Annotated in this window: 13 protein-coding genes, 2 tRNA genes and 3 rRNA genes; 7 read left to right on the top strand and 11 right to left on the bottom strand. The window is 39.3% G+C overall.

Annotated elements, in window-relative coordinates:
* The first annotated feature begins 100 nt into the window (after positions 1–100).
* The 6 genes from ACULEU_RS04410 to ACULEU_RS04385 all read left to right on the top strand — a co-directional run bounded on the left by ACULEU_RS04410 (position 101) and on the right by ACULEU_RS04385 (position 4,926).
* Positions 101–1,243, top strand: coding sequence for an endonuclease (locus tag ACULEU_RS04410; RefSeq protein WP_445454239.1), 1,143 nt, complete (start codon positions 101–103; stop codon positions 1,241–1,243).
* Between the two features lie 242 nt (positions 1,244–1,485).
* Positions 1,486–2,553 (top strand): DUF262 domain-containing protein, encoded by a 1,068-nt coding sequence (locus tag ACULEU_RS04405; protein WP_445454238.1) that lies wholly within the window; start codon positions 1,486–1,488, stop codon positions 2,551–2,553.
* Positions 2,554–2,559: 6 nt separating this feature from the next.
* Entirely contained in the window at positions 2,560–3,060 is a 501-nt protein-coding gene (locus ACULEU_RS04400) for a hypothetical protein (protein WP_445454237.1), read from the top strand.
* A gap of 181 nt (positions 3,061–3,241) precedes the next feature.
* Entirely contained in the window at positions 3,242–3,625 is a 384-nt protein-coding gene (locus ACULEU_RS04395) for a DUF6864 domain-containing function (protein ID WP_445454236.1), read from the top strand.
* Positions 3,622–3,939: a hypothetical protein gene (locus ACULEU_RS04390; RefSeq protein WP_445454235.1), complete on the top strand. Its 318-nt coding sequence runs from the start codon at positions 3,622–3,624 to the stop codon at positions 3,937–3,939. Before ACULEU_RS04395 ends, ACULEU_RS04390 begins: the two co-directional genes overlap by 4 nt.
* A gap of 255 nt (positions 3,940–4,194) precedes the next feature.
* Positions 4,195–4,926 (top strand): hypothetical protein, encoded by a 732-nt coding sequence (locus ACULEU_RS04385; RefSeq protein ID WP_445454234.1) that lies wholly within the window; start codon positions 4,195–4,197, stop codon positions 4,924–4,926.
* Between the two features lie 1,418 nt (positions 4,927–6,344).
* Here ACULEU_RS04385 and rrf read toward each other — a convergent pair.
* From rrf to ACULEU_RS04355, 6 genes are all read right to left on the bottom strand, one after another.
* Positions 6,345–6,454 (bottom strand): 5S ribosomal RNA (rrf, locus tag ACULEU_RS04380).
* A 173-nt stretch (positions 6,455–6,627) separates the two neighbouring features.
* Positions 6,628–9,510 (bottom strand): 23S ribosomal RNA (locus ACULEU_RS04375).
* A 163-nt stretch (positions 9,511–9,673) separates the two neighbouring features.
* Positions 9,674–9,747, bottom strand: a tRNA-Ala gene (locus ACULEU_RS04370).
* Positions 9,748–9,837: 90 nt separating this feature from the next.
* Positions 9,838–9,911, bottom strand: a tRNA-Ile gene (locus ACULEU_RS04365).
* A gap of 89 nt (positions 9,912–10,000) precedes the next feature.
* Positions 10,001–11,512 (bottom strand): 16S ribosomal RNA (locus ACULEU_RS04360).
* The 16S, 23S and 5S rRNA genes sit together here with 2 tRNA genes alongside, the layout of an rRNA operon.
* A gap of 671 nt (positions 11,513–12,183) precedes the next feature.
* A complete protein-coding gene (locus tag ACULEU_RS04355; protein ID WP_445454233.1) occupies positions 12,184–12,897 on the bottom strand; it encodes a DUF4294 domain-containing protein in 714 nt (237 codons plus the stop codon).
* An 82-nt stretch (positions 12,898–12,979) separates the two neighbouring features.
* Between ACULEU_RS04355 and ACULEU_RS04350 the strand changes: the two genes are divergently transcribed.
* Positions 12,980–14,068, top strand: coding sequence for a M42 family metallopeptidase (locus ACULEU_RS04350; RefSeq protein ID WP_445454232.1), 1,089 nt, complete (start codon positions 12,980–12,982; stop codon positions 14,066–14,068).
* 122 nt (positions 14,069–14,190) lie between these two features.
* Here the strand turns inward: ACULEU_RS04350 and ACULEU_RS04345 are convergent, their stop codons facing one another.
* The 5 genes from ACULEU_RS04345 to ACULEU_RS04325 form a co-directional block, all read right to left on the bottom strand.
* Positions 14,191–14,706, bottom strand: coding sequence for a hypothetical protein (locus ACULEU_RS04345; RefSeq protein ID WP_445454231.1), 516 nt, complete (start codon positions 14,704–14,706; stop codon positions 14,191–14,193).
* A 194-nt stretch (positions 14,707–14,900) separates the two neighbouring features.
* The gene (locus ACULEU_RS04340) at positions 14,901–15,275 is read right to left on the bottom strand and encodes an ankyrin repeat domain-containing protein (protein WP_445454230.1); all 375 of its coding nucleotides are present in this window, start codon (positions 15,273–15,275) and stop codon (positions 14,901–14,903) included.
* A gap of 195 nt (positions 15,276–15,470) precedes the next feature.
* Positions 15,471–16,418, bottom strand: coding sequence for a phosphoribosylaminoimidazolesuccinocarboxamide synthase (locus ACULEU_RS04335; RefSeq protein ID WP_445454229.1), 948 nt, complete (start codon positions 16,416–16,418; stop codon positions 15,471–15,473).
* Positions 16,419–16,481: 63 nt separating this feature from the next.
* Positions 16,482–18,830: a prolyl oligopeptidase family serine peptidase gene (locus tag ACULEU_RS04330; RefSeq protein WP_445454228.1), complete on the bottom strand. Its 2,349-nt coding sequence runs from the start codon at positions 18,828–18,830 to the stop codon at positions 16,482–16,484.
* Between the two features lie 94 nt (positions 18,831–18,924).
* Positions 18,925–19,878, bottom strand: coding sequence for a PhoH family protein (locus tag ACULEU_RS04325; protein WP_445454227.1), 954 nt, complete (start codon positions 19,876–19,878; stop codon positions 18,925–18,927).
* Positions 19,879–19,972 lie beyond the last annotated feature (94 nt).

Here is a 19,972-nt window from a genome sequence, read left to right as displayed (position 1 = left end):
TATATTAGCACAATTAATATATGCTTATCACACTTATCAGTAAGTCAGCAGTAATTGCCGCGAACAGCAGAAAAAAACTTAAAACAGAAAACTAATTTAAATGAAAAAAATCTTTACAATTTTAGTATTGAGTGTTAAACTTGTAACATTGGCTCAAAATGGCGCACCAGCAAATCCATACTATAATGGTTTTGATTGGACACAAACAGGAAATACACTAAAAGATGCTTTAGCCACAAAAATAACTTCGACACATACAAATCTGTTAGAATATTTTGAAGCAGAAAATGCTTTACAAATTGCTGATCGTGACCCAAGTGATCCAATAAATGTATTTTTAATTTATGGATTCAGTACTAACATCTGTACCTATACAAATGAAACCAATTATGGAACTTTTGCAAATTGGAACGAACATAGAAAAAGACACAGATCGGCTGACCAACCAGCAGCAGTCGCACCAAATCCGCTCATAACCGAATGTGTTTGGAATAGAGAACATATTTACGCATTAAGTTTAGGAACACCAGCATTAGTAACTACAACACCTGGCGCAGGTACAGACGCCCATCATATTCGCACTTCTGATGTTGACAGAAATGCGTTAAGAGGAAATAGAAAATTTGCAACAGGTTCAGGGAACTCAAGTGTTATCGGTGCAAATTGGTATCCTGGTGATGAATGGAAAGGCGATGTGGCAAGAATGATGATGTATATGTATTTACGGTATCCAACACAATGTAAACCAAGTAATGTCGGAACAGGAAGCGTTGTGGCAACAGACACAAATATGATACAGCTTTTTTTACAATGGAATGCAGAAGACCCCGTTTCACAATATGAAGATTTACGAAATACGTATCTTGGTAACGCATCAAATACGTACGGACAAGGAAATAGAAATCCTTTTATAGACAACCCCTATTTAGCAACAAGAATTTGGGGCGGACAAGTCGCACAAAATAGATGGCCGGCAGTGTATTTAGGAACAGAAACATTGGACTACGAAAATGCTATTTCAATCTATCCTAATCCAACAACAAATGAAAATGTAACTATTTCTTCAACTGTTGAATGGAAAGAAATAAAAATTTATAATCTGAATGGACAAGTAAGGCAAACCATAAAAAATCCAAATTTTGTAAATAATGAAATTCAGATAACTAATTTAACAAAAGGTTTTTATTTTGTGAATTTTGTAAATGAGAATAAAAGTGTAACCAAAAAACTAATGATCAACTAAACCTAAAAAAAGCAACTATCTACCGGTAGGCAGGGTAGTTGCTCCTATCCCTCATTCAGTCATTGCGAACAAAGGAGAAATCTCTTCTTACAGGCATTCCACTCTTTATCATTCAAACGAGGGAGAAATACCTTACTAATAATCCATTATCGGATAGATGTTATTCCTATATTAGCATAATTAATATACTTTTATCACACTTAACAGTAAGTTGGCGGTAATAATAAACAACACATAATAAAATGACAGATAAAAATTTAAAAAACTTAGAAGAAAAGCAGTTGTTCGAAGATAATTCCAACGAATTACCACCAAGTGATATTGTTGCATTTAACGAACAACGCTCTTGTGCTGACTTACTTAGACTTTATCAATCGGGACAAATTGAAATTCAACCAGATTTTCAAAGAGATATTGTATGGTCTAAACCCGACCAAACAAGATTTATAGATAGTTTAACTAAACAATTACCTATTCCAAGTATGTGCATAAGCCTCGACTATAAAACTGACAAACGAATTGTAATAGATGGCCTTCAAAGAATGAACAGTATAATTACTTTTCTATCAGACGACGAATGGAAACTTTCAGAACTCGAAGATATAGATGAAAAGTTATCCGGCAAAACTGTCCACACAATTAAAACCAAATCGAAGGATATTTACGAGCGAGTTCAAAATGTAATGATACCTGTTACCGTAATTCGTTGTGATTTTTCTAAGCCTTTACATAGTGAATATTTATTTACCATTTTTCACAGACTAAATTCAGGCGGTGTAAAATTAAATAACCAAGAAATCAGAAACTGCATTTATAATGGTTCATTTAATACATTATTAAAAAGTCTTGCCAAGGCAACTGAAACTAAAAAATTGTTTGGATTGAAAACTAGATTTGCAAACGAAGAAATTATCTTACGTTTTTTTGCTTTTAATGATAGATTAACAAGTTACAACGGGAAATTATCTAAATTTTTAAATGATTATATGTTTGAAAATCGTGATATGGATGATACTACTCAGAAAATAAAGAATGAACTCTATAGTCAGACAGCTACTTTAATTTATGAAAAAATATTTGATAAAGCATCGGCTACATCTTTAGGAAAAACTTTCTTAGAAGGATTATTATATGGTATTTCACAAAATTTAGGAAAACTCCAAGCAGAAACTCCTGAAAAAGTTAAACAACTTTATGAAAAATTCAAGGGGCTACCAGAATTCAGTGTTCAGAGCTTAAAAGAAGGACTGTCTGCTAAGGACAAGGTAGTTGATAGATTAGATGCGTCAAAAAAATGTTTTGCTCAATAGAAAATTATGCAACCTAAACAACCAATCGAAGACTTATTAAAAGAACTTCAAAAGTTATATGACAATCCAGCTGACCCAATTCACAAAGACTATTATTCAAAATTAGCATTACTTGAACTTTGTGGTTGGTTAGAGCACACTCAAGATGAGATTATTAAATCCTATTCTGACTTTAAACTAACTGAAACAAGGAATAAAGATGAAATTCGGGATTTTGTAATTGGTAAAACATATGGATGTGACTATATGGACCATTTTAGACCAATGATTATTAAATTAATTGGCTATAAGCAAACTGAATTTCTCGAAAATAAACTGAAATCTGCCGGACAATTTCAAATATTAAGAGACCAGCTTAGTTCATTATGGGCATTAAGAAGAAGAGCTGCTCACACTTCTATGGTTGGAGTCACAATTACTTATCAAGCACCATCATCAATGAGAACTTATTTGAATTCACTTTATCCAATATTAACAGCAGTCGAAACGGAACTTAACACTCTATAACAATAACTGCTGACAACAGCCGTTTAAAACAATGGCTTGTTTTTCTTTTTTATACGGAAATTACTCAACTAGAAATTTACATATCTTTATAACAAAGCGGTAAATTGTCGACACTACGCGAAGCCGCGGAACTTTAACTGCAAATGCCACAACAATTTTTAATTATGACAAAACAATGAATATGACAACAAAAATTCTTTATGAAGGAGAACTAGAACTCATAGACAATGGGACCTTTCTTCATTATAGCTTGGAAAAGCCAGTTACACTTTCAATAACAGAAAGCGATGGAGTTAAAATTAATATTAGACTAGAATTTGTCTATTCAAAAGTAATACGCCAATCAGAAAGAGTTTTTACTTTTACGGAATATAATTCTGACACTCTAAAAATAACAATAAAACACGATGGGCTACTAGCAAATTTTGGATATGTTGAACCCGTGAAAATTGGTTCATTTGACGGACATGAACTATTTTTTAATCTTCGTGTTGATATTAACAGTAAAGAAGACAGTCCGGTTATACACTACACTTGGTTTAAAGGTAAAAAAGAGCAGTTATGAAAGGATTAAACTTTAAGGATTTACCTGAAAATCCAGAGACATCTCATAAGATTATTGATAACACTTTTGAAGAAAGTAAAATGAACAGAGAATTAGGACGTTTGGGCTATTTTTTTGGCTCAGGTAACTCTGTTAAAATGAATATAGCTGGACTATTCATTTTTATTTTATTAATGACTGGAATAACGTATACTGGATGTATTCTTTTCGCAGAATCTCAAAACCCAAAAGCAATTGGAATTCTTGAGTTTTGGGGAATTATAACACCATTAATAACTTTAGCTTTAGGTTACATTTTTGGCAAGAAAGAATAAGAATCAGCAGCTAACAGCCGTATTGCCCCGCTGCCGCATGAAACTGAAGATTCGACGAAGTCAATCCTTTCGTGTGGTCAAAAACAACTCCATTGGTAGGCTTTCTATCTTCCTGTGATCCCCCATTCCTCTTAACTTCCCGGCTTCTTCTATAAAATTTTAAGAAATATTTAATATTCTTCCTACGAATACTGGCATAATAATTGGCTCTCGGTTTTTTGTGAAATTTTTCACAACAATCTAATACTAAACGTTATGAGTACATTTTCAGAAGTAGGAAACTTAAAAAACGTAACAAACTTTGGAACGTTAATTTCATTCGCAACAGGGTACGGTGCCACCTACGCACCATCAAACACAGCAATCCTGTTAACGGCATTAAACACCAAAAAAACAACCGCCGAGGCCGACCTTGAGATACTCAAGGACACAGAAATACCACTAAACAAACAAAGAGGAATCCGAAAAGCCCTCTTCGAACCACTAAGACCACTTTCTACAAGAATGTTAAGCGCCTTAGAAGCGTCAGGAGCAAAACAAGAGACAATTGCAAATGCAAAAACAATTCACCGCAAACTCCAAGGAAGCAGAGCACCGGGTGCACCTAAAACAATAATTGATGGTAAAGACAATCCAGATACCATCTCAGTATCGCAACAAAGTTACGATCGTCAAGCAGATTTTCTTCAGGAATTTATCAAACTATTAGAAGAAGAAACGCAATACAATCCCACCGAAACAGAGCTTACTACAGCGAGCTTAAATACATACCAACAACAGCTATATGCCATAAATCAAGTAGTAAAAGATGCCTATACGCCATACAGTAATGCACAGATAACGCTCTATCAAACACTATATACTCCAGAAACTGGTTTAGTAGAGCTAGCATATACCACTAAAAAATACATAAAAGCAGCATTCGGCGCCAGAAGTCCACAATACGCACAAGTAAGCGGAATTAAATTCACCCGTCCCAAGAAATAACATCAGTATACAACAAAAAACAAGGGTTCCAATCGGAACCCTTTTATATTTCCGCAAATTCAAAATAGCAATTAGTCTGAAATCATTTCCTTTCAATCTGAAATCAATTACCATCAGTCTGAAATCAAGTACCATCACTCTAAAATTAACTACCATCAGTCTGAAATTAACTACCATCAGTCTGAAATCAATTACCATCGGTCTGAAATCCATTACCATCGTTCTGAAATCGATTACCATCAGTCTGAAATCATATACGATCAGTCTGAAATCATATACCATCAGTCTGAAATCATATACCATCGCTCTGAAATCAAATACCATCATTCTGAAATCCATTCCCATCACTCTGAAATCGGCTACTATTTGTGATTAGTTAATCTCTTATTGACACTATTGAATTTTAACCTAACAATATAAAACAAAAAACCCATCCAAATAAATGAATAGGGTTTTGCTTCGCCAGTTCACTTCGTTCGGGTCAAAAAAAAGCCTACCTGCCGACAGGTAGGGCGGCGGATCGAGCGTAGCGACACGTCGCACCTTTGAAATTAAAAGGAGCACTGCCAGTGGCAGTGAGGTACGCGAACTTTAGTTCGCCAATAACAATATAAAACAAAAAAGTCCTTCACTTTCGTGAAAGACTTTCTAAAAAAAGGCGGCGACACGAACACAGTGACTGCGCCGCACCGCTTAAAAACAAGAAAGCCTGTTTCTTTCGAAACAGGCTTTCCATAAAAAAAGGCGGCGACTCCCGATAGCTATCGGGACTCCCACATAACTGCAATTTGATATTAAGAATTTGATATTAAGAGGAGGACTGCCGGTGGCAGTCAGGTACGCGAACTTTAGTTCGCCAATAACAATATAAAACAAAAAAGTCCTTCACTTTCGTGAAGGACTTTCTAAAAAAAGGCGGCGACACGAACGCAGTGACTGCGCCGCACCGCTTAAAAACAAGAAAGCCTGTTTCTTTCGAAACAGGCTTTCCAAAAAAAAAGGCGGCGACTCCCGATAGCTATCGGGACTCCCACATAACTGCAATTTGATATTAAGAATTTGATATTAAGAGGAGGACTGCCGGTGGCAGTCAGGTACGCGAACTTTAGTTCGCTAATAACCATAAACAAAAAACCCTATCCGTTAGGATAGGGTTTTCAAAAAAAGGCGGCGACACGAACGCAGTGACTGCGCCGCACCGCTTAAAAACAAGAAAGCCTGTTTCTTTCGAAACAGGCTTTCCAAAAAAAAAGGCGGCGACTCCCGATAGCTATCGGGACTCCCACATAACTGCAATTTGATATTAAGAATTTGATATTAAGAGGAGGAAGCCCAGTGGGCTTCAGGTACGCGAACTTTAGTTCGCCAATAATACATAACAAAAAACCCTATCCAAATAAATGAATAGGGTTTCAAAAAAAAGGCGGCGACATACTCTCCCACATAACTGCAGTACCATCTGCGCAGTCGGGCTTAACTTCTCTGTTCGGAATGGGAAGAGGTGAGCCCCGACGCAATAACCACCTTAAGTTGTAAGTCTAAAGTCGAATGTCATAAAGTCTAAAGTTACCTTTCGGACTTTGGACTTTCGCCTTTAAGACTGCAGCTTCGCTGCAAATATCTTAACATACTGAGATAAAGAAATAATAATTTACAAGTAGTAACAAAGAGTGCTCCGTCCCTTGCGGGACGGAAGCGGGTGTACATAAGCTTACGGGTTATTAGTACTACTCGACTATGACATTACTGCCTTTACATCTATAGCCTATCAACGTGGTCATCTTCCACGACCCTTAAAAGAAATCTCATCTTGTGGTGGGTTTCGCGCTTATATGCTTTCAGCGCTTATCCCTTCCCAACGTAGCTACTCTGCGGTGCTCCTGGCGGAACAACAGATACACCAGAGGTTAGTCCAATTCGGTCCTCTCGTACTAGAATCAGATCCACTCAAATTTCTTGCGCCCACAGTAGATAGAGACCGAACTGTCTCACGACGTTCTGAACCCAGCTCGCGTGCCACTTTAATGGGCGAACAGCCCAACCCTTGGGACCTTCTCCAGCCCCAGGATGTGACGAGCCGACATCGAGGTGCCAAACCCCCCCGTCGATATGAGCTCTTGGGGGAGATCAGCCTGTTATCCCCGGCGTACCTTTTATCCTTTGAGCGATGGCCCTTCCATGCGGAACCACCGGATCACTATGCTCTACTTTCGTACCTGATCGACCTGTATGTCTCTCAGTCAAGCTCCCTTATGCCATTGCACTCTACGCACGGTTACCAAGCGTGCTGAGGGAACCTTTAGAAGCCTCCGTTACTCTTTTGGAGGCGACCACCCCAGTCAAACTACCCACCAAGCAATGTCCCCCACATTCGCGGGGTTAGACCTCAGATAAGCAAAGGGTGGTATTTCAACAATGACTCCACAACGCCTAGCGACGCCACTTCATAGTCTCCCACCTATCCTACACATCACTTATCCAAGACCAATACTAAGCTATAGTAAAGGTGCACAGGGTCTTTTCGTCCCACTGCGGGTAATCGGCATCTTCACCGATACTACAATTTCACCGAGCTCATGGCTGAGACAGTGTCCAGATCGTTACACCATTCGTGCAGGTCGGAACTTACCCGACAAGGAATTTCGCTACCTTAGGACCGTTATAGTTACGGCCGCCGTTTACTGGGGCTTCAATTCAATGCTTCTCCGAAGATAACATCTCCTCTTAACCTTCCAGCACCGGGCAGGTGTCAGGCCCTATACTTCATCTTACGATTTTGCAGAGCCCTGTGTTTTTGATAAACAGTCGCCTGGACCTTTTCACTGCGGCCAGCATTGCTGCTGGCGACCTTTCTCCCGAAGTTACAGGTCTATTTTGCCTAATTCCTTAGCCATGAATCTCTCGAGCACCTTAGGATTCTCTCCTCGACTACCTGTGTCGGTTTACGGTACGGGTACTGTTAATCTAAGTTTAGAGGTTTTTCTTGGAAGCCCTTAGGCGCACTATCACTTTGTCCGAAGACTCCGTGTACTATCGTATTTCCCCAAAAACCGTGGATTTGCCTGCGGTTCTTATAGGTAGGTACTTTAACGAACTATTCCGTCAGTTCGCGGCGCTTTCATCACTCCGTCACCCCATCACAATTAACAGTAGTACGGGAATATTAACCCGTTGGCCATCGACTGTTCCTTTCGGATTCGCCTTAGGACCCGACTAACCCTCAGCTGATTAGCATAGCTGAGGAAACCTTAGTCTTTCGGTGTGCGGGTTTCTCGCCCGCATTATCGTTACTTATGCCTACATTTTCTTTTCTAACCAGTCCAGCATACCTTACGATACACCTTCAACCCTGTTAGAATGCTCCCCTACCACTTATACTTACGTATAAATCCATAGCTTCGGTACTATACTTATGCCCGATTATTATCCATGCTCGTCCGCTCGACTAGTGAGCTGTTACGCACTCTTTAAATGAATGGCTGCTTCCAAGCCAACATCCTAGCTGTCTGGGCAGACAAACCTCGTTTTTTCAACTTAGTATAGATTTTGGGACCTTAGCTGATGGTCTGGGTTCTTTCCCTCTCGGACATGGACCTTAGCACCCATGCCCTCACTGCTGGTAAACATTATATAGCATTCGGAGTTTGTCAGGAATTGGTAGGCGGTGAAGCCCCCGCATCCAATCAGTAGCTCTACCTCTATATAACTTATAACCAGCGCTGCACCTAAATGCATTTCGGGGAGTACGAGCTATTTCCGAGTTTGATTGGCCTTTCACCCCTACCCACAGGTCATCCGAAGACTTTTCAACGTCAACCGGTTCGGACCTCCACTATGTGTTACCACAGCTTCATCCTGCCCATGGGTAGATCACACGGTTTCGCGTCTAACACTACTGACTAAAGCGCCCTATTCAGACTCGCTTTCGCTACGGATCCGGTACTTAATACCTTAACCTTGCCAGCAACGTTAACTCGTAGGCTCATTATGCAAAAGGCACGCCGTCACCCCACTTAAGGGCTCCGACCGCTTGTAAGCGTATGGTTTCAGGATCTATTTCACTCCGTTATTCACGGTTCTTTTCACCTTTCCCTCACGGTACTGGTTCACTATCGGTCTCTCAGGAGTATTTAGCCTTAGCGGATGGTCCCGCCAAATTCAGACAGGGTTTCACGTGCCCCGCCCTACTCAGGATACCACTATCCTTATCTTCTCTTACTTATACGGGGCTATCACCCTCTATGGCTTACCTTTCCAGGTAATTCTAATTCAATCCGCAAGAAATGTCGTGGTCCTACAACCCCAATATTGCCGTAACAACATTGGTTTGGGCTAATCCGCGTTCGCTCGCCACTACTTACGGAATCACTTTTGTTTTCTTCTCCTCCGCCTACTTAGATGTTTCAGTTCAGCGGGTTTGCTCTCCTATCGGAGTGACATGTCTTCAACATGCCGGGTTGCCCCATTCAGGTATCTACGGATCAATTCGTGTGTGCCAATCCCCGTAGCTTTTCGCAGCTTATCACGCCTTTCATCGCCTCTGAGAGCCTAGGCATCCCCCATACGCCCTTATTTTGCTTATTGTACTTTTGTCTAGTTGTTTACAACTAAACGTGTTCTTTCTACTTTGTTATTATTTTCTTATCTCAATATGTCAATGAACTTTATTTAGTCGAATGTCAAAAGTCAAATGTCGTAAAGCAACTTACTTTAGACTTTAAGACTTTAGACTTTATGACTAAAATCGTGGAGAATATCGGAGTCGAACCGATGACCTCCTGCGTGCAAGGCAGGCGCTCTAGCCAGCTGAGCTAATCCCCCATTTCTTAATTTTAAATTATGAATGTTGAATTTTGAATTATGCGTAATTCGTACTCATCTTCTAAAATTTCCTTAAATAAACAAACAAAGTAGTCCCGCCCAGACTCGAACTGGGGACCCCTACATTATCAGTGTAGTACTCTAACCAGCTGAGCTACGAGACTCTGTTTTTTTGCTTATTATAATATTTGAACTAACAGCGAGAGTAATTGAATTTTCTAATTTAAGGTCTAGTCCTCTTTATCGTCTCTAGAAAGGAGGTGTTCCAGCCGCACCTTCCGGTACGGCTACCTTGTTACGACTTAGCCCCAGTTACCAGTTTTACCCTAGGCAGCTCCTTACGGTCACCGACTTCAGGTACCCCCAGCTTCCATGGCTTGACGGGCGGTGTGTACAAGGCCCGGGAACGTATTCACCGGATCATGGCTGATATCCGATTACTAGCGATTCCAGCTTCACGGAGTCGAGTTGCAGACTCCGATCCGAACTGAGAACGGTTTTGTAGATTCGCTCCTGGTCACCCAGTGGCTGCTCTCTGTACCGTCCATTGTAGCACGTGTGTAGCCCAAGGCGTAAGGGCCGTGATGATTTGACGTCATCCCCACCTTCCTCACAGTTTACACTGGCAGTCTTGTTAGAGTTCCCGACTTGACTCGCTGGCAACTAACAACAGGGGTTGCGCTCGTTATAGGACTTAACCTGACACCTCACGGCACGAGCTGACGACAACCATGCAGCACCTTGTAAATTGTCTTGCGAAAGATCTGTTTCCAAATCGGTCAATCTACATTTAAGCCTTGGTAAGGTTCCTCGCGTATCATCGAATTAAACCACATGCTCCACCGCTTGTGCGGGCCCCCGTCAATTCCTTTGAGTTTCATTCTTGCGAACGTACTCCCCAGGTGGGATACTTATCACTTTCGCTTAGCCACTCAGATTGCTCCGAACAGCTAGTATCCATCGTTTACGGCGTGGACTACCAGGGTATCTAATCCTGTTCGCTCCCCACGCTTTCGTCCATCAGCGTCAATCCACTAGTAGTAACCTGCCTTCGCAATTGGTATTCCATGTAATATCTAAGCATTTCACCGCTACACTACATATTCTAGTTACTTCCTAGTAATTCAAGTCTGACAGTATCAATGGCCGTTCCATCGTTGAGCGATGGGCTTTCACCACTGACTTATCAAACCGCCTACGGACCCTTTAAACCCAATGATTCCGGATAACGCTTGGATCCTCCGTATTACCGCGGCTGCTGGCACGGAGTTAGCCGATCCTTATTCTTACGGTACCGTCAAGCTCCCTCACGAGGGAGTGTTTCTTCCCGTACAAAAGCAGTTTACACACCATAGATGCGTCTTCCTGCACGCGGCATGGCTGGATCAGGCTTGCGCCCATTGTCCAATATTCCTCACTGCTGCCTCCCGTAGGAGTCTGGTCCGTGTCTCAGTACCAGTGTGGGGGATCTCCCTCTCAGGACCCCTACCTATCGTAGCCATGGTAAGCCGTTACCTTACCATCTAGCTAATAGGACGCATGCCCATCTTTTACCGTTGGAACTTTAATAATTAAACCATGCGATTCAATTATACCATGGGGCATTAATCCAAATTTCTCTGGGCTATTCCCCTGTAAAAGGTAGGTTGCATACGCGTTACGCACCCGTGCGCCGGTCTCTAGTATTGCTACTATACCCCTCGACTTGCATGTGTTAAGCCTGCCGCTAGCGTTCATCCTGAGCCAGGATCAAACTCTTCATCGTATATTGTTATGCTGATATCGCTATCTGCATCGTATTGTAGACAAAGGCTAGTCTTTTTCAAATCTTCCGATTCTCTTACTCTCTTTTTGTTGTTTCGAAATCTCTTTCGAAACGGCTGTCAATTCAATATGTCTATGAACGTGTTCTTCTTTTTTTAATACCGCTTGTCTCTCAAAGCGGGTGCAAAAGTAAGCATCTTTTTTAAACCTACAAGAAATTTATAAAATATTTTTGATTTATTTTTAAATCCCCTTTTCTCAGCTTAATCAATGAACTTATTCCCTCTTGCGGGGTGCAAATATAAAAACTAAATCCCTCCCAATCCAAATAAAATTTTACCTTTTTTTGTCTTTTTTTTAAGACCTTGATAACTTGTCCTTTACAAAACCAACATCACAAAGCAACTACACACTTCGAACGTTTTACATGCTTATTCTATAGAAAGTCGTAGCAGTTAGGGCGTTTTTACTTTTGATTGTATATGGATTCCCGCATCCGCGGGAAAGACAAACAACTAATGAAATCAGCTTAATAAAACAAAAAGTGGTGGATAGCCCCGATGGAAACGGCATCCTTTTTCTTTTTTTAAAGAAAAAGATATAGTGGACAGCGGGATCAGGCGTGTTAAAACAACAAAAGTGCTGCTCCTTATAAATACTTTGGAGGGGAATTTATTTTTTAAGTGTTTTGGCTTTTTTTTCCCAGAAATCGTACAATTCGTCTATATCGACTGGGTTCGCCGGCTTTTGATTTACTAATCTGCCTCTGACAAAAGCCCTATCGAGTATGGTTTCGATCAGGAAATCTTCGTTGACGTCGTAGGGAGCATATTTTGTTTTGAGATTAATGTCAAAGAGTTTGGCTGTATTGTTGGACCAGAATGCCTTCCAACCGCTTTTGTAATCTTTGATCAGTTCGAATGTAGTGAAACCCGTTTGTCGGTGGATGAGTTTGATGAGTATTTGTCCTTGTTTTCTGGAGAGTTTTTTTAACTGACCTGTGAATTCATTCTCCATATAATCCTCAACAATCTTGAAATATTTCTTTTTTTCGCGATTGGTTTTCATTTTATCCATATTCTTATTGAGAACCGTTAGTCTTTCTGCCGCGACTCTTGCCAGGGGATAGACTTTATAAACCCTGTTTTGCAGTAATTGGTATTCTTTTCTTTCGGCTGCGCTAAACTTTTGTCTGTAAACGACCACCTCTTCAAGAGGAACAATAGTATCTCCTTCTTCCGTAATTATTTCCTTTCTTACAATGGAGTCATTCGTAATTTGAGCATAGGAAGTCAAAGAGAACAGCATTGCTAAGGAAAAGTAAAACAGCTTTTGACGCAGGAGTGTAACAGTGCCGTTTAGGCTTGATTGGCTCTTCAGTTTCATGGTTAGGTATTGTTAGTGTAAAAATATAGAATATCCATAACAACTCTAATGCCAAATTTCTATTTTAGCAAAAAAAATATTTATGGCAACAAAATCGATACTTACCAAATCATCGCTTTCCTTTTTAGAAACCTATTTAAACAATGCCTCTCCGACCGGTTATGAATCTAACGGCCAAAAAATATGGATGGATTATCTGAAACCTTATGTTGACACTTTTATTACGGATACTTATGGTAGTGCTGTAGGAGTTATTAACCCGGATGCTCCTTATAAAGTAGTTATAGAAGGACACTCTGATGAGATTTCGTGGTATGTCAATTATATTACCGATAACGGACTTATTTATGTCATACGCAATGGTGGTTCAGATCATCAGATTGCACCCTCAAAGAGAGTAAATATTCATACTAAAAAAGGAATTGTTAAAGGAGTTTTTGGCTGGCCGGCCATTCATACCCGAAACCGTGGTAAGGAAGAATCGGCTACACTTCACAACATCTTTATAGATTGTGGTTGTTCAACTAAAGATGAAGTAGAGCAATTGGGCGTTCATGTGGGTTGTGTTATTACCTATCCTGATGAATTTATGATTCTGAATGGCAACAAGTTTGTATGTCGTGCTATTGATAATAGAATGGGAGGTTTTATGATTGCAGAAGTGGCCCGGCTTTTAAAAGAAAACAAAAAGAAATTGCCATTTGGATTGTATGTTACCAATTCGGTTCAGGAAGAAATTGGCCTTCGAGGTGCTGAAATGATTACCAACACCATTAAACCTAATGTAGCGATTATAACGGATGTTTGTCATGATACAACTACTCCGATGATCGAGAAGAAAATTGAGGGCGACTTGCAAATGGGAAAAGGTCCGGTCATTGCTTATGCGCCTGCGGTTCATAATACTTTAAGAGATTTGATTGTGGATACTGCCGAAGCTCATAAAATTCCGTTTCAAAGACACGCCACTTCCAGAGCAACAGGAACCGATACGGATGCTTTTGCTTACAGTAACGGAGGTGTGGCCTCAGCATTAATTTCGTTACCTTTACGTTATATGCACACTACAGTGGAAATGGTTCATCGGGAAGATGTAGAAAATGTTATTAAGTTGATTTATGAAAGTCTGCTTAAAATAGAGAACAACGATAGTTTTTCTTATTTCAAATAGACTGCAACACATTACCAAAAGAAACTTTATGTTTTCAATTGAATACAAATAACAAAAAGCCTCCCGATGAATCTGGAGGCTTTTTTAACTTTCGCATGGCTGCGAAAGCAATCAACCTAAACTTATAATTTTAAATCTTGAGATAGTATTGCACTGCTTTTTTCTGCAGTTCTTTTCACTGAATGGTTTATTTTTTCGAAATCTAAAGGAAAAACTTCGTTTGTGACTTCACTTTCAATAATCTGATTATCCTCTTGTATTTTGTCTTCCAATGTAAAATCAATAAGAATCGGTTGCTCTTCCTCAGTTTGGCTTTCCGTAATTAATTTATTTTCAGCAATTACGTCTTCAATAGACTTTACATAAGTTGTTTTGACAACTGAAGCTGGGTCAAAAACAGCAGTGTCATTTTCTGTGTTTTCTAGTGTATTGCTTTGATTTACAAAAATCAATTGATTTTCTTGATTAACCGCTACTCGTATTGTAGCGAATTCCGGTTGTTCTAAATCCTGAGATTTACATTCATTAGCTGCTTTACCATTGGTAAAACTTAAAGCTAGTACTCCTAAAAAGAGGATTGCATTTTTACTACTCTTTACTAGATTGTTTTTTTGGTGTTCTTGAATTGTTGATTTCATGATGATTGATTTTTTAATGTTGATGATTTTATGTTTGCGATTAATATCCTATGCAAATATATGGCTAAAAACAGGTATCTTGTTTTACATAGTACTTAAATTTAACATATTTTTAACTTTTTGATTGAATTTGCTGGTGTCTGGAAATAAAAAAGCACCGTTTATGATTATAAACGGTGCTTTTCTTCTTAGTTTTAAGCTTGTTTCAAAATTTCTATAGCTTCCACTGATTTCGAGTTTTCTGCATACTTGATTGCAGTGTTTCCTCTTTCATCTTTGATTTGTTTATCAGCTCCTTTTTCCATAAGATATTTAAGTATCTCTATTTTGTTATAGCGTGCTGCAAACATAAGGGGTGTTAAACCATTAGACATTTCATTGACGTCTGCGCCATACTCAACGAATTTTTTTACTGTTGCCAAGTCTCCTTTGAGAATAGCATTACATAAGGGAGAGTTACCATACTTTACAATTGCTGTTGAAGTTGTAAAAGTTGAAGTGTTAGTAGCTACCGCTACATTTGAAAAAGCTACAAGAGCCAAACCTAGAATAATGATTGTTTTTTTCATGATGAATGATTTAATGATGATGATTTAAAATTGTTAATGATTATTGGTAAGACTACTTAGAGACTGATTCGTTACAATGAATTTTTATTATAACATATTTTTAACAAGCACCCTTATTAGAAGACTTTACAACACCACAAAGAACAAAAAAACCATGCGAAAGCATGGTTTAGGAATCTTTATATGATTGTTATCTTATTGGTTAAGATAATGCTCTACATTTTTTTTTATGCGCTCGTTAATGTTAGCTATATCAGCCTTAATGAATTTTTCTCCAAGAATGTTCTCATACAATTCGATGTAGCGTTCCGAAACCGTTTCGATGTATTCATCAGTCATGTTTGGAATTTGCTGTCCTTCTTTTCCTTGAAAATTATTTTCTATAAGCCAACGACGTACAAATTCTTTGGATAACTGCTTTTGCTCTTCTCCTGCATTTTGTTTATGCTGATATCCATCAGCATAAAAATAACGGGAAGAGTCCGGCGTGTGAATTTCATCAATTAAAACAATCGTTCCGTCTTTAGTTTTTCCGAACTCGTATTTGGTATCCACTAAAATCAGACCTCTTTCGGCAGCAATTTCGGTACCGCGTTGGTATAATGCTCTAGTATATTCTTCTAAAACCAAGTAATCCTCTTCAGAAACAATTTTGTTGGCCAATATAGCCTCGCGTGATATGTCTTCGTCGTGTGAACCATTATCGGCTTTAGTGGTTGGAGTAATAATTGGCATTGGAAATTTGTCATTCTCTTTTAAACCTTCTGCCATAGTTACACCGCATATTGTTCTTTTGCCAAGAGCATATTCGCGTGCCGCATGACCGGAGAGATAACCTCGAATTACCATCTCTACTTTAAAAGGTTCGCAAAGATGTCCTATAGCTACGTTGGGATCGGGAGTTGCCAGAAGCCAATTCGGGACAATATCTTTAGTCAAATGCATAAATTTGGTTGCAATCTGATTTAGAATTTGACCTTTATACGGAATTCCTTTAGGCAACACTACATCAAAGGCCGACAGCCTATCAGTAGCAATCATTACCAATATTTCGTCGTTGATGTTGTAAACTTCGCGGACTTTACCACGATAAACCGATTTTTGTCCGGGAAACTCGAAATTAGTTGTAGTTATAGTATTCATTGTGTGTTGTGTTGCCTGTCTGCAGACAGGTAGATTGTGGGTGCAAATGTACTTATTAAAATATTATTTGTCTAACAAATAGGTATTGAAATAGTCTAAAATTCTGCCGTATTCATCAACCCATGAATAAGTTTCTTTGAATCCGTGTGCCTCTACGGGATAGGATGCCAAGCTCCAGTTTTTCTTTCCCAATTCAATAAAACGTTGGGACAGACGAATGACATCTTTGTACTCAACATTATCGTCTACCATTCCGTGCAACATCAACAAATGTCCTTGTAATTGATCGGCATAATAAATTGGAGATGATTTTTGGAACGCTGCCGGATCCGTTTCAGGATAGTTTAGAATATTGGCTGTATAATCATGGTTGTAGCTCGCCCAATCCGTAACCGAACGTATGGCGCAACCCACCTTAAATTCATTAGGTGTAGTCATTAATGCCATCAGCGTAATAAATCCGCCGTAAGAACCTCCATAGATACCTACCCTATTGGGATCGACTCCATATTTATCTACCAAAACTTTTTTTCCATCAAGCTGATCCGATAAATCTTTGCCTCCCATGAATCGGTATATTCCGGTGCGATGTGCGCTTCCGTAACCTTTACTGGCGCGGTAGTCAATATCTAAAACCGTGTAGCCCAAATCCGTTAAAAGATTGTGAAACATATATTCTCTCAAATAATCACTCCAATAGTTATGGGCATTTTGCAAATAGCCTGCACCATGAACAAAGATGACTGCCGCTCCATTTTTCTTATTGTTTTCTGGAGTATAAATACGAGCATTGACATTGGCATTATCGCGGGCTTTGAAAGTAATTACTTCAGGCGCACGCCAAAGGTATTTTTTAAAGGCTTCTGATTGCGAATAGGTTATTTGATTTAGTGCTGCGTTGCTTTTGTTGTCAGCCCAATACAATTCCCATGGTTTATTTTTATAGGAGTAGCGCACTAAAAGTGTTTTTTCATCTGGGGCAATTTTCACTTCATGCGCACCCTCTTTGACTAAAATGGGTTCCATTTTTCCGCCGGATGCTGCTATTTTATAGTATTCAAAATTACCCGGATGATTGGTGTTTGTGGTGAGATAAAACGCTTTTTTATCTTTTGAAATAGTGAGATCTCGCACTTCCCAATTTCCTGAGGTAAGTTGCTTGCGCACTTTGGTTTCCAAATTATACGTATACAAATGCGAGTACCCCGTAGCTTCTGACTGAAAATACACCGTTTGATTGTCTGCTAAAAATCCGAGTACTTTGGCTTCGAAAGCGTATGTCGGGATTCCTGGTCCGCCAATCCAAGCATCGTCGTGTTGGTGTTCTATTTCGGAGAACGATCCGTTTTCGAGGTTCAGTTGAATAATCCAGCGGTCTTTATTATCCTGACTTCTGATATCGGCCACTGCATATTTTCCGTCTTGAGTGTAGATAATCGGATACACAAAAACACTTCTTTCTGTGGGTTCTTTTTTGCTCTGCTCTGGATATAATTCGAAATATTTGGGTTGGTCTTTGATGTGGCTTAGTTTTGTAAAATCGACATAATAAGCGGTATCTTTCTGCGTGTTGTAGATTCCGAGTTTGAATTTGAATACATTCTTTACTGAAACCTTTGGTCGAATTTCACCCGATTTATTATAACCGTCAGCCGTTATAAAAGTTGCCATAACATCCGCTTTTACTTCAGGTGCTTCGTATAATGAAAAGGCCACATAATTACCTTTTGGATGTGCGGAAAGATTGATAAAATTGGCTTTGTCTGAATAGACTGCTTTTGGAAAATCCGTTTTGATGGACTTGGATTGGGTTTCAAACCATTTCTTTTTGGCCTCCTTATCTCTGATGAACTGAAACAATTCTTTTTGCTGTCGGTCTAAAAACGTGTCAGCTTCTTCGGTATTTTCAGGGGCTTTTCCTTTTTTAAAATGGGTAAGCTGCACGACACTTCCTTCATTAGTATTCAATTTAAAGAGGTTATTATTTTGTTCAAAAAATACGGTTCCTTTTTCTAAACCTACCTGCAGATTACTTATTGGGGAACTTTGTTGGAAAAGTTTGGTTCTTTTGGCTGTTAGGGCATCATAAGCATACAAAGCACCTGAATCTATATAATAATAGACCGATTTATCAGCATTTGAAATATAAATCTTATTGGAAAGTCTTGCTTCCATAGCCTCTACCTTCTCAGGATTTTTCATTCCTTTTTTCCAATAATAAGTACTGGAACCCGGTTCGCTTTTAGGATTCCAATCGAAATACATTTTCTGACCGTCTAAAGACCAACGTGGATTTTCGGGTTGTGGACCAATAAAGGCATCGCCTTTCATGATTTCTTCCAATTGTAAAGATTGTGCGTTTAGTGATACTGTAGAAAAAATAAGAATTAGGGAAAGGAATTTAAGTCTCACTTGATGTTGTTTTTTTAGTTGGTTTGCAAATATAATTGAAAAACCTGTCAGGTCTTGAGACCTGACAGGTTTAACATGTTTAACTAATATATTTTTAGTAATCGTTGTTCTCAATGCTTTTATAGGCATCAATCACTTTTTTCACTAATCGGTGACGCACGATGTCTTTGTCGTCTAGATAAATGATTCCGATACCTTCAACATCTTTCAAGACGAGAATCGCCTCTTTCAGACCCGATATGGTTCGGCGTGGCAAGTCAACCTGCCCCGGATCACCGGTAATAATGAACTTGGCATTTTTTCCCATACGCGTCAGGAACATTTTCATTTGCGAATGCGTTGTATTCTGAGCCTCATCTAAAATTACAAAAGCATTATCCAGCGTTCGTCCCCGCATAAAGGCTAAAGGTGCAATTTGTATAATCCCTTTCAGCAAATAATCTTCCAAAGTTTGTGGCGGTAACATATCGCGTAACGCATCGTATAATGGTTGCATGTACGGATCTAGTTTTTCCTTCATATCTCCAGGCAAGAAACCAAGATTTTCTCCGGCTTCTACAGCGGGACGCGTCAAGATAATTCGCTTTACTTGTTTTTCTTTCAATGCTTTAACGGCCAAGGCGACACCTGTGTATGTTTTACCAGTTCCAGCCGGACCAACAGCAAAAACCATATCGTTTTTGGCAACATATTCCACCAGCTTTTGTTGGTTGGGCGTCATGGCTTTAATCAGCTTTCCTCCTATTCCGTGAACCAATATTTTATCACTGTCGGGCATGCGTTGCTCTTCGTGGGAATTGCTGTGTATGACTCGGTCAATTACGTTATCATCAATATTGTTATAGCGAGTAAAATGCAACATCAGTCGGTTGAAGCGATTTTCGAACTCATCGAGCTCTTCTTTTTCGCCAAATGCCTTGAGAGTTGTACCTCGAGCGACAATTTTGAGTTTAGGATAATACCTTTTAATAGTTTCAAGGTGAGTGTCTTGAGCGCCCCAAAATTCTTTGGGTGCGATGTCGTGTAATTCAATGATACGTTCGTTCAAAAGCAGTAGTATTAAATTAAAATAATTCGCTATATATTGTTAGCTTTGTATCCAAATTTAATCAATTAAAAGAATAGCTTTTACTATTTTTGAA

This window comes from Flavobacterium sp. 25HG05S-40 (genome assembly GCF_052654735.1).
Note: the sequence above shows the minus strand (reverse complement) of the source record. Positions and strands in the feature narration are given on the sequence as shown.

Bases quoted from the DNA above. Each gene is read 5' to 3' on its own strand.
- ACULEU_RS04410 (WP_445454239.1), top strand. From the start codon at position 101: ATGAAAAAAATCTTTACAATTTTAGTATTGAGTGTTAAACTTGTAACA.
- ACULEU_RS04405 (WP_445454238.1), top strand. From the start codon at position 1,486: ATGACAGATAAAAATTTAAAAAACTTAGAAGAAAAGCAGTTGTTCGAA.
- ACULEU_RS04400 (WP_445454237.1), top strand. From the start codon at position 2,560: ATGCAACCTAAACAACCAATCGAAGACTTATTAAAAGAACTTCAAAAG.
- ACULEU_RS04395 (WP_445454236.1), top strand. From the start codon at position 3,242: ATGACAACAAAAATTCTTTATGAAGGAGAACTAGAACTCATAGACAAT.
- ACULEU_RS04390 (WP_445454235.1), top strand. From the start codon at position 3,622: ATGAAAGGATTAAACTTTAAGGATTTACCTGAAAATCCAGAGACATCT.
- ACULEU_RS04385 (WP_445454234.1), top strand. From the start codon at position 4,195: ATGAGTACATTTTCAGAAGTAGGAAACTTAAAAAACGTAACAAACTTT.
- ACULEU_RS04355 (WP_445454233.1), bottom strand. From the start codon at position 12,897: ATGAAACTGAAGAGCCAATCAAGCCTAAACGGCACTGTTACACTCCTG.
- ACULEU_RS04350 (WP_445454232.1), top strand. From the start codon at position 12,980: ATGGCAACAAAATCGATACTTACCAAATCATCGCTTTCCTTTTTAGAA.
- ACULEU_RS04345 (WP_445454231.1), bottom strand. From the start codon at position 14,706: ATGAAATCAACAATTCAAGAACACCAAAAAAACAATCTAGTAAAGAGT.
- ACULEU_RS04340 (WP_445454230.1), bottom strand. From the start codon at position 15,275: ATGAAAAAAACAATCATTATTCTAGGTTTGGCTCTTGTAGCTTTTTCA.
- ACULEU_RS04335 (WP_445454229.1), bottom strand. From the start codon at position 16,418: ATGAATACTATAACTACAACTAATTTCGAGTTTCCCGGACAAAAATCG.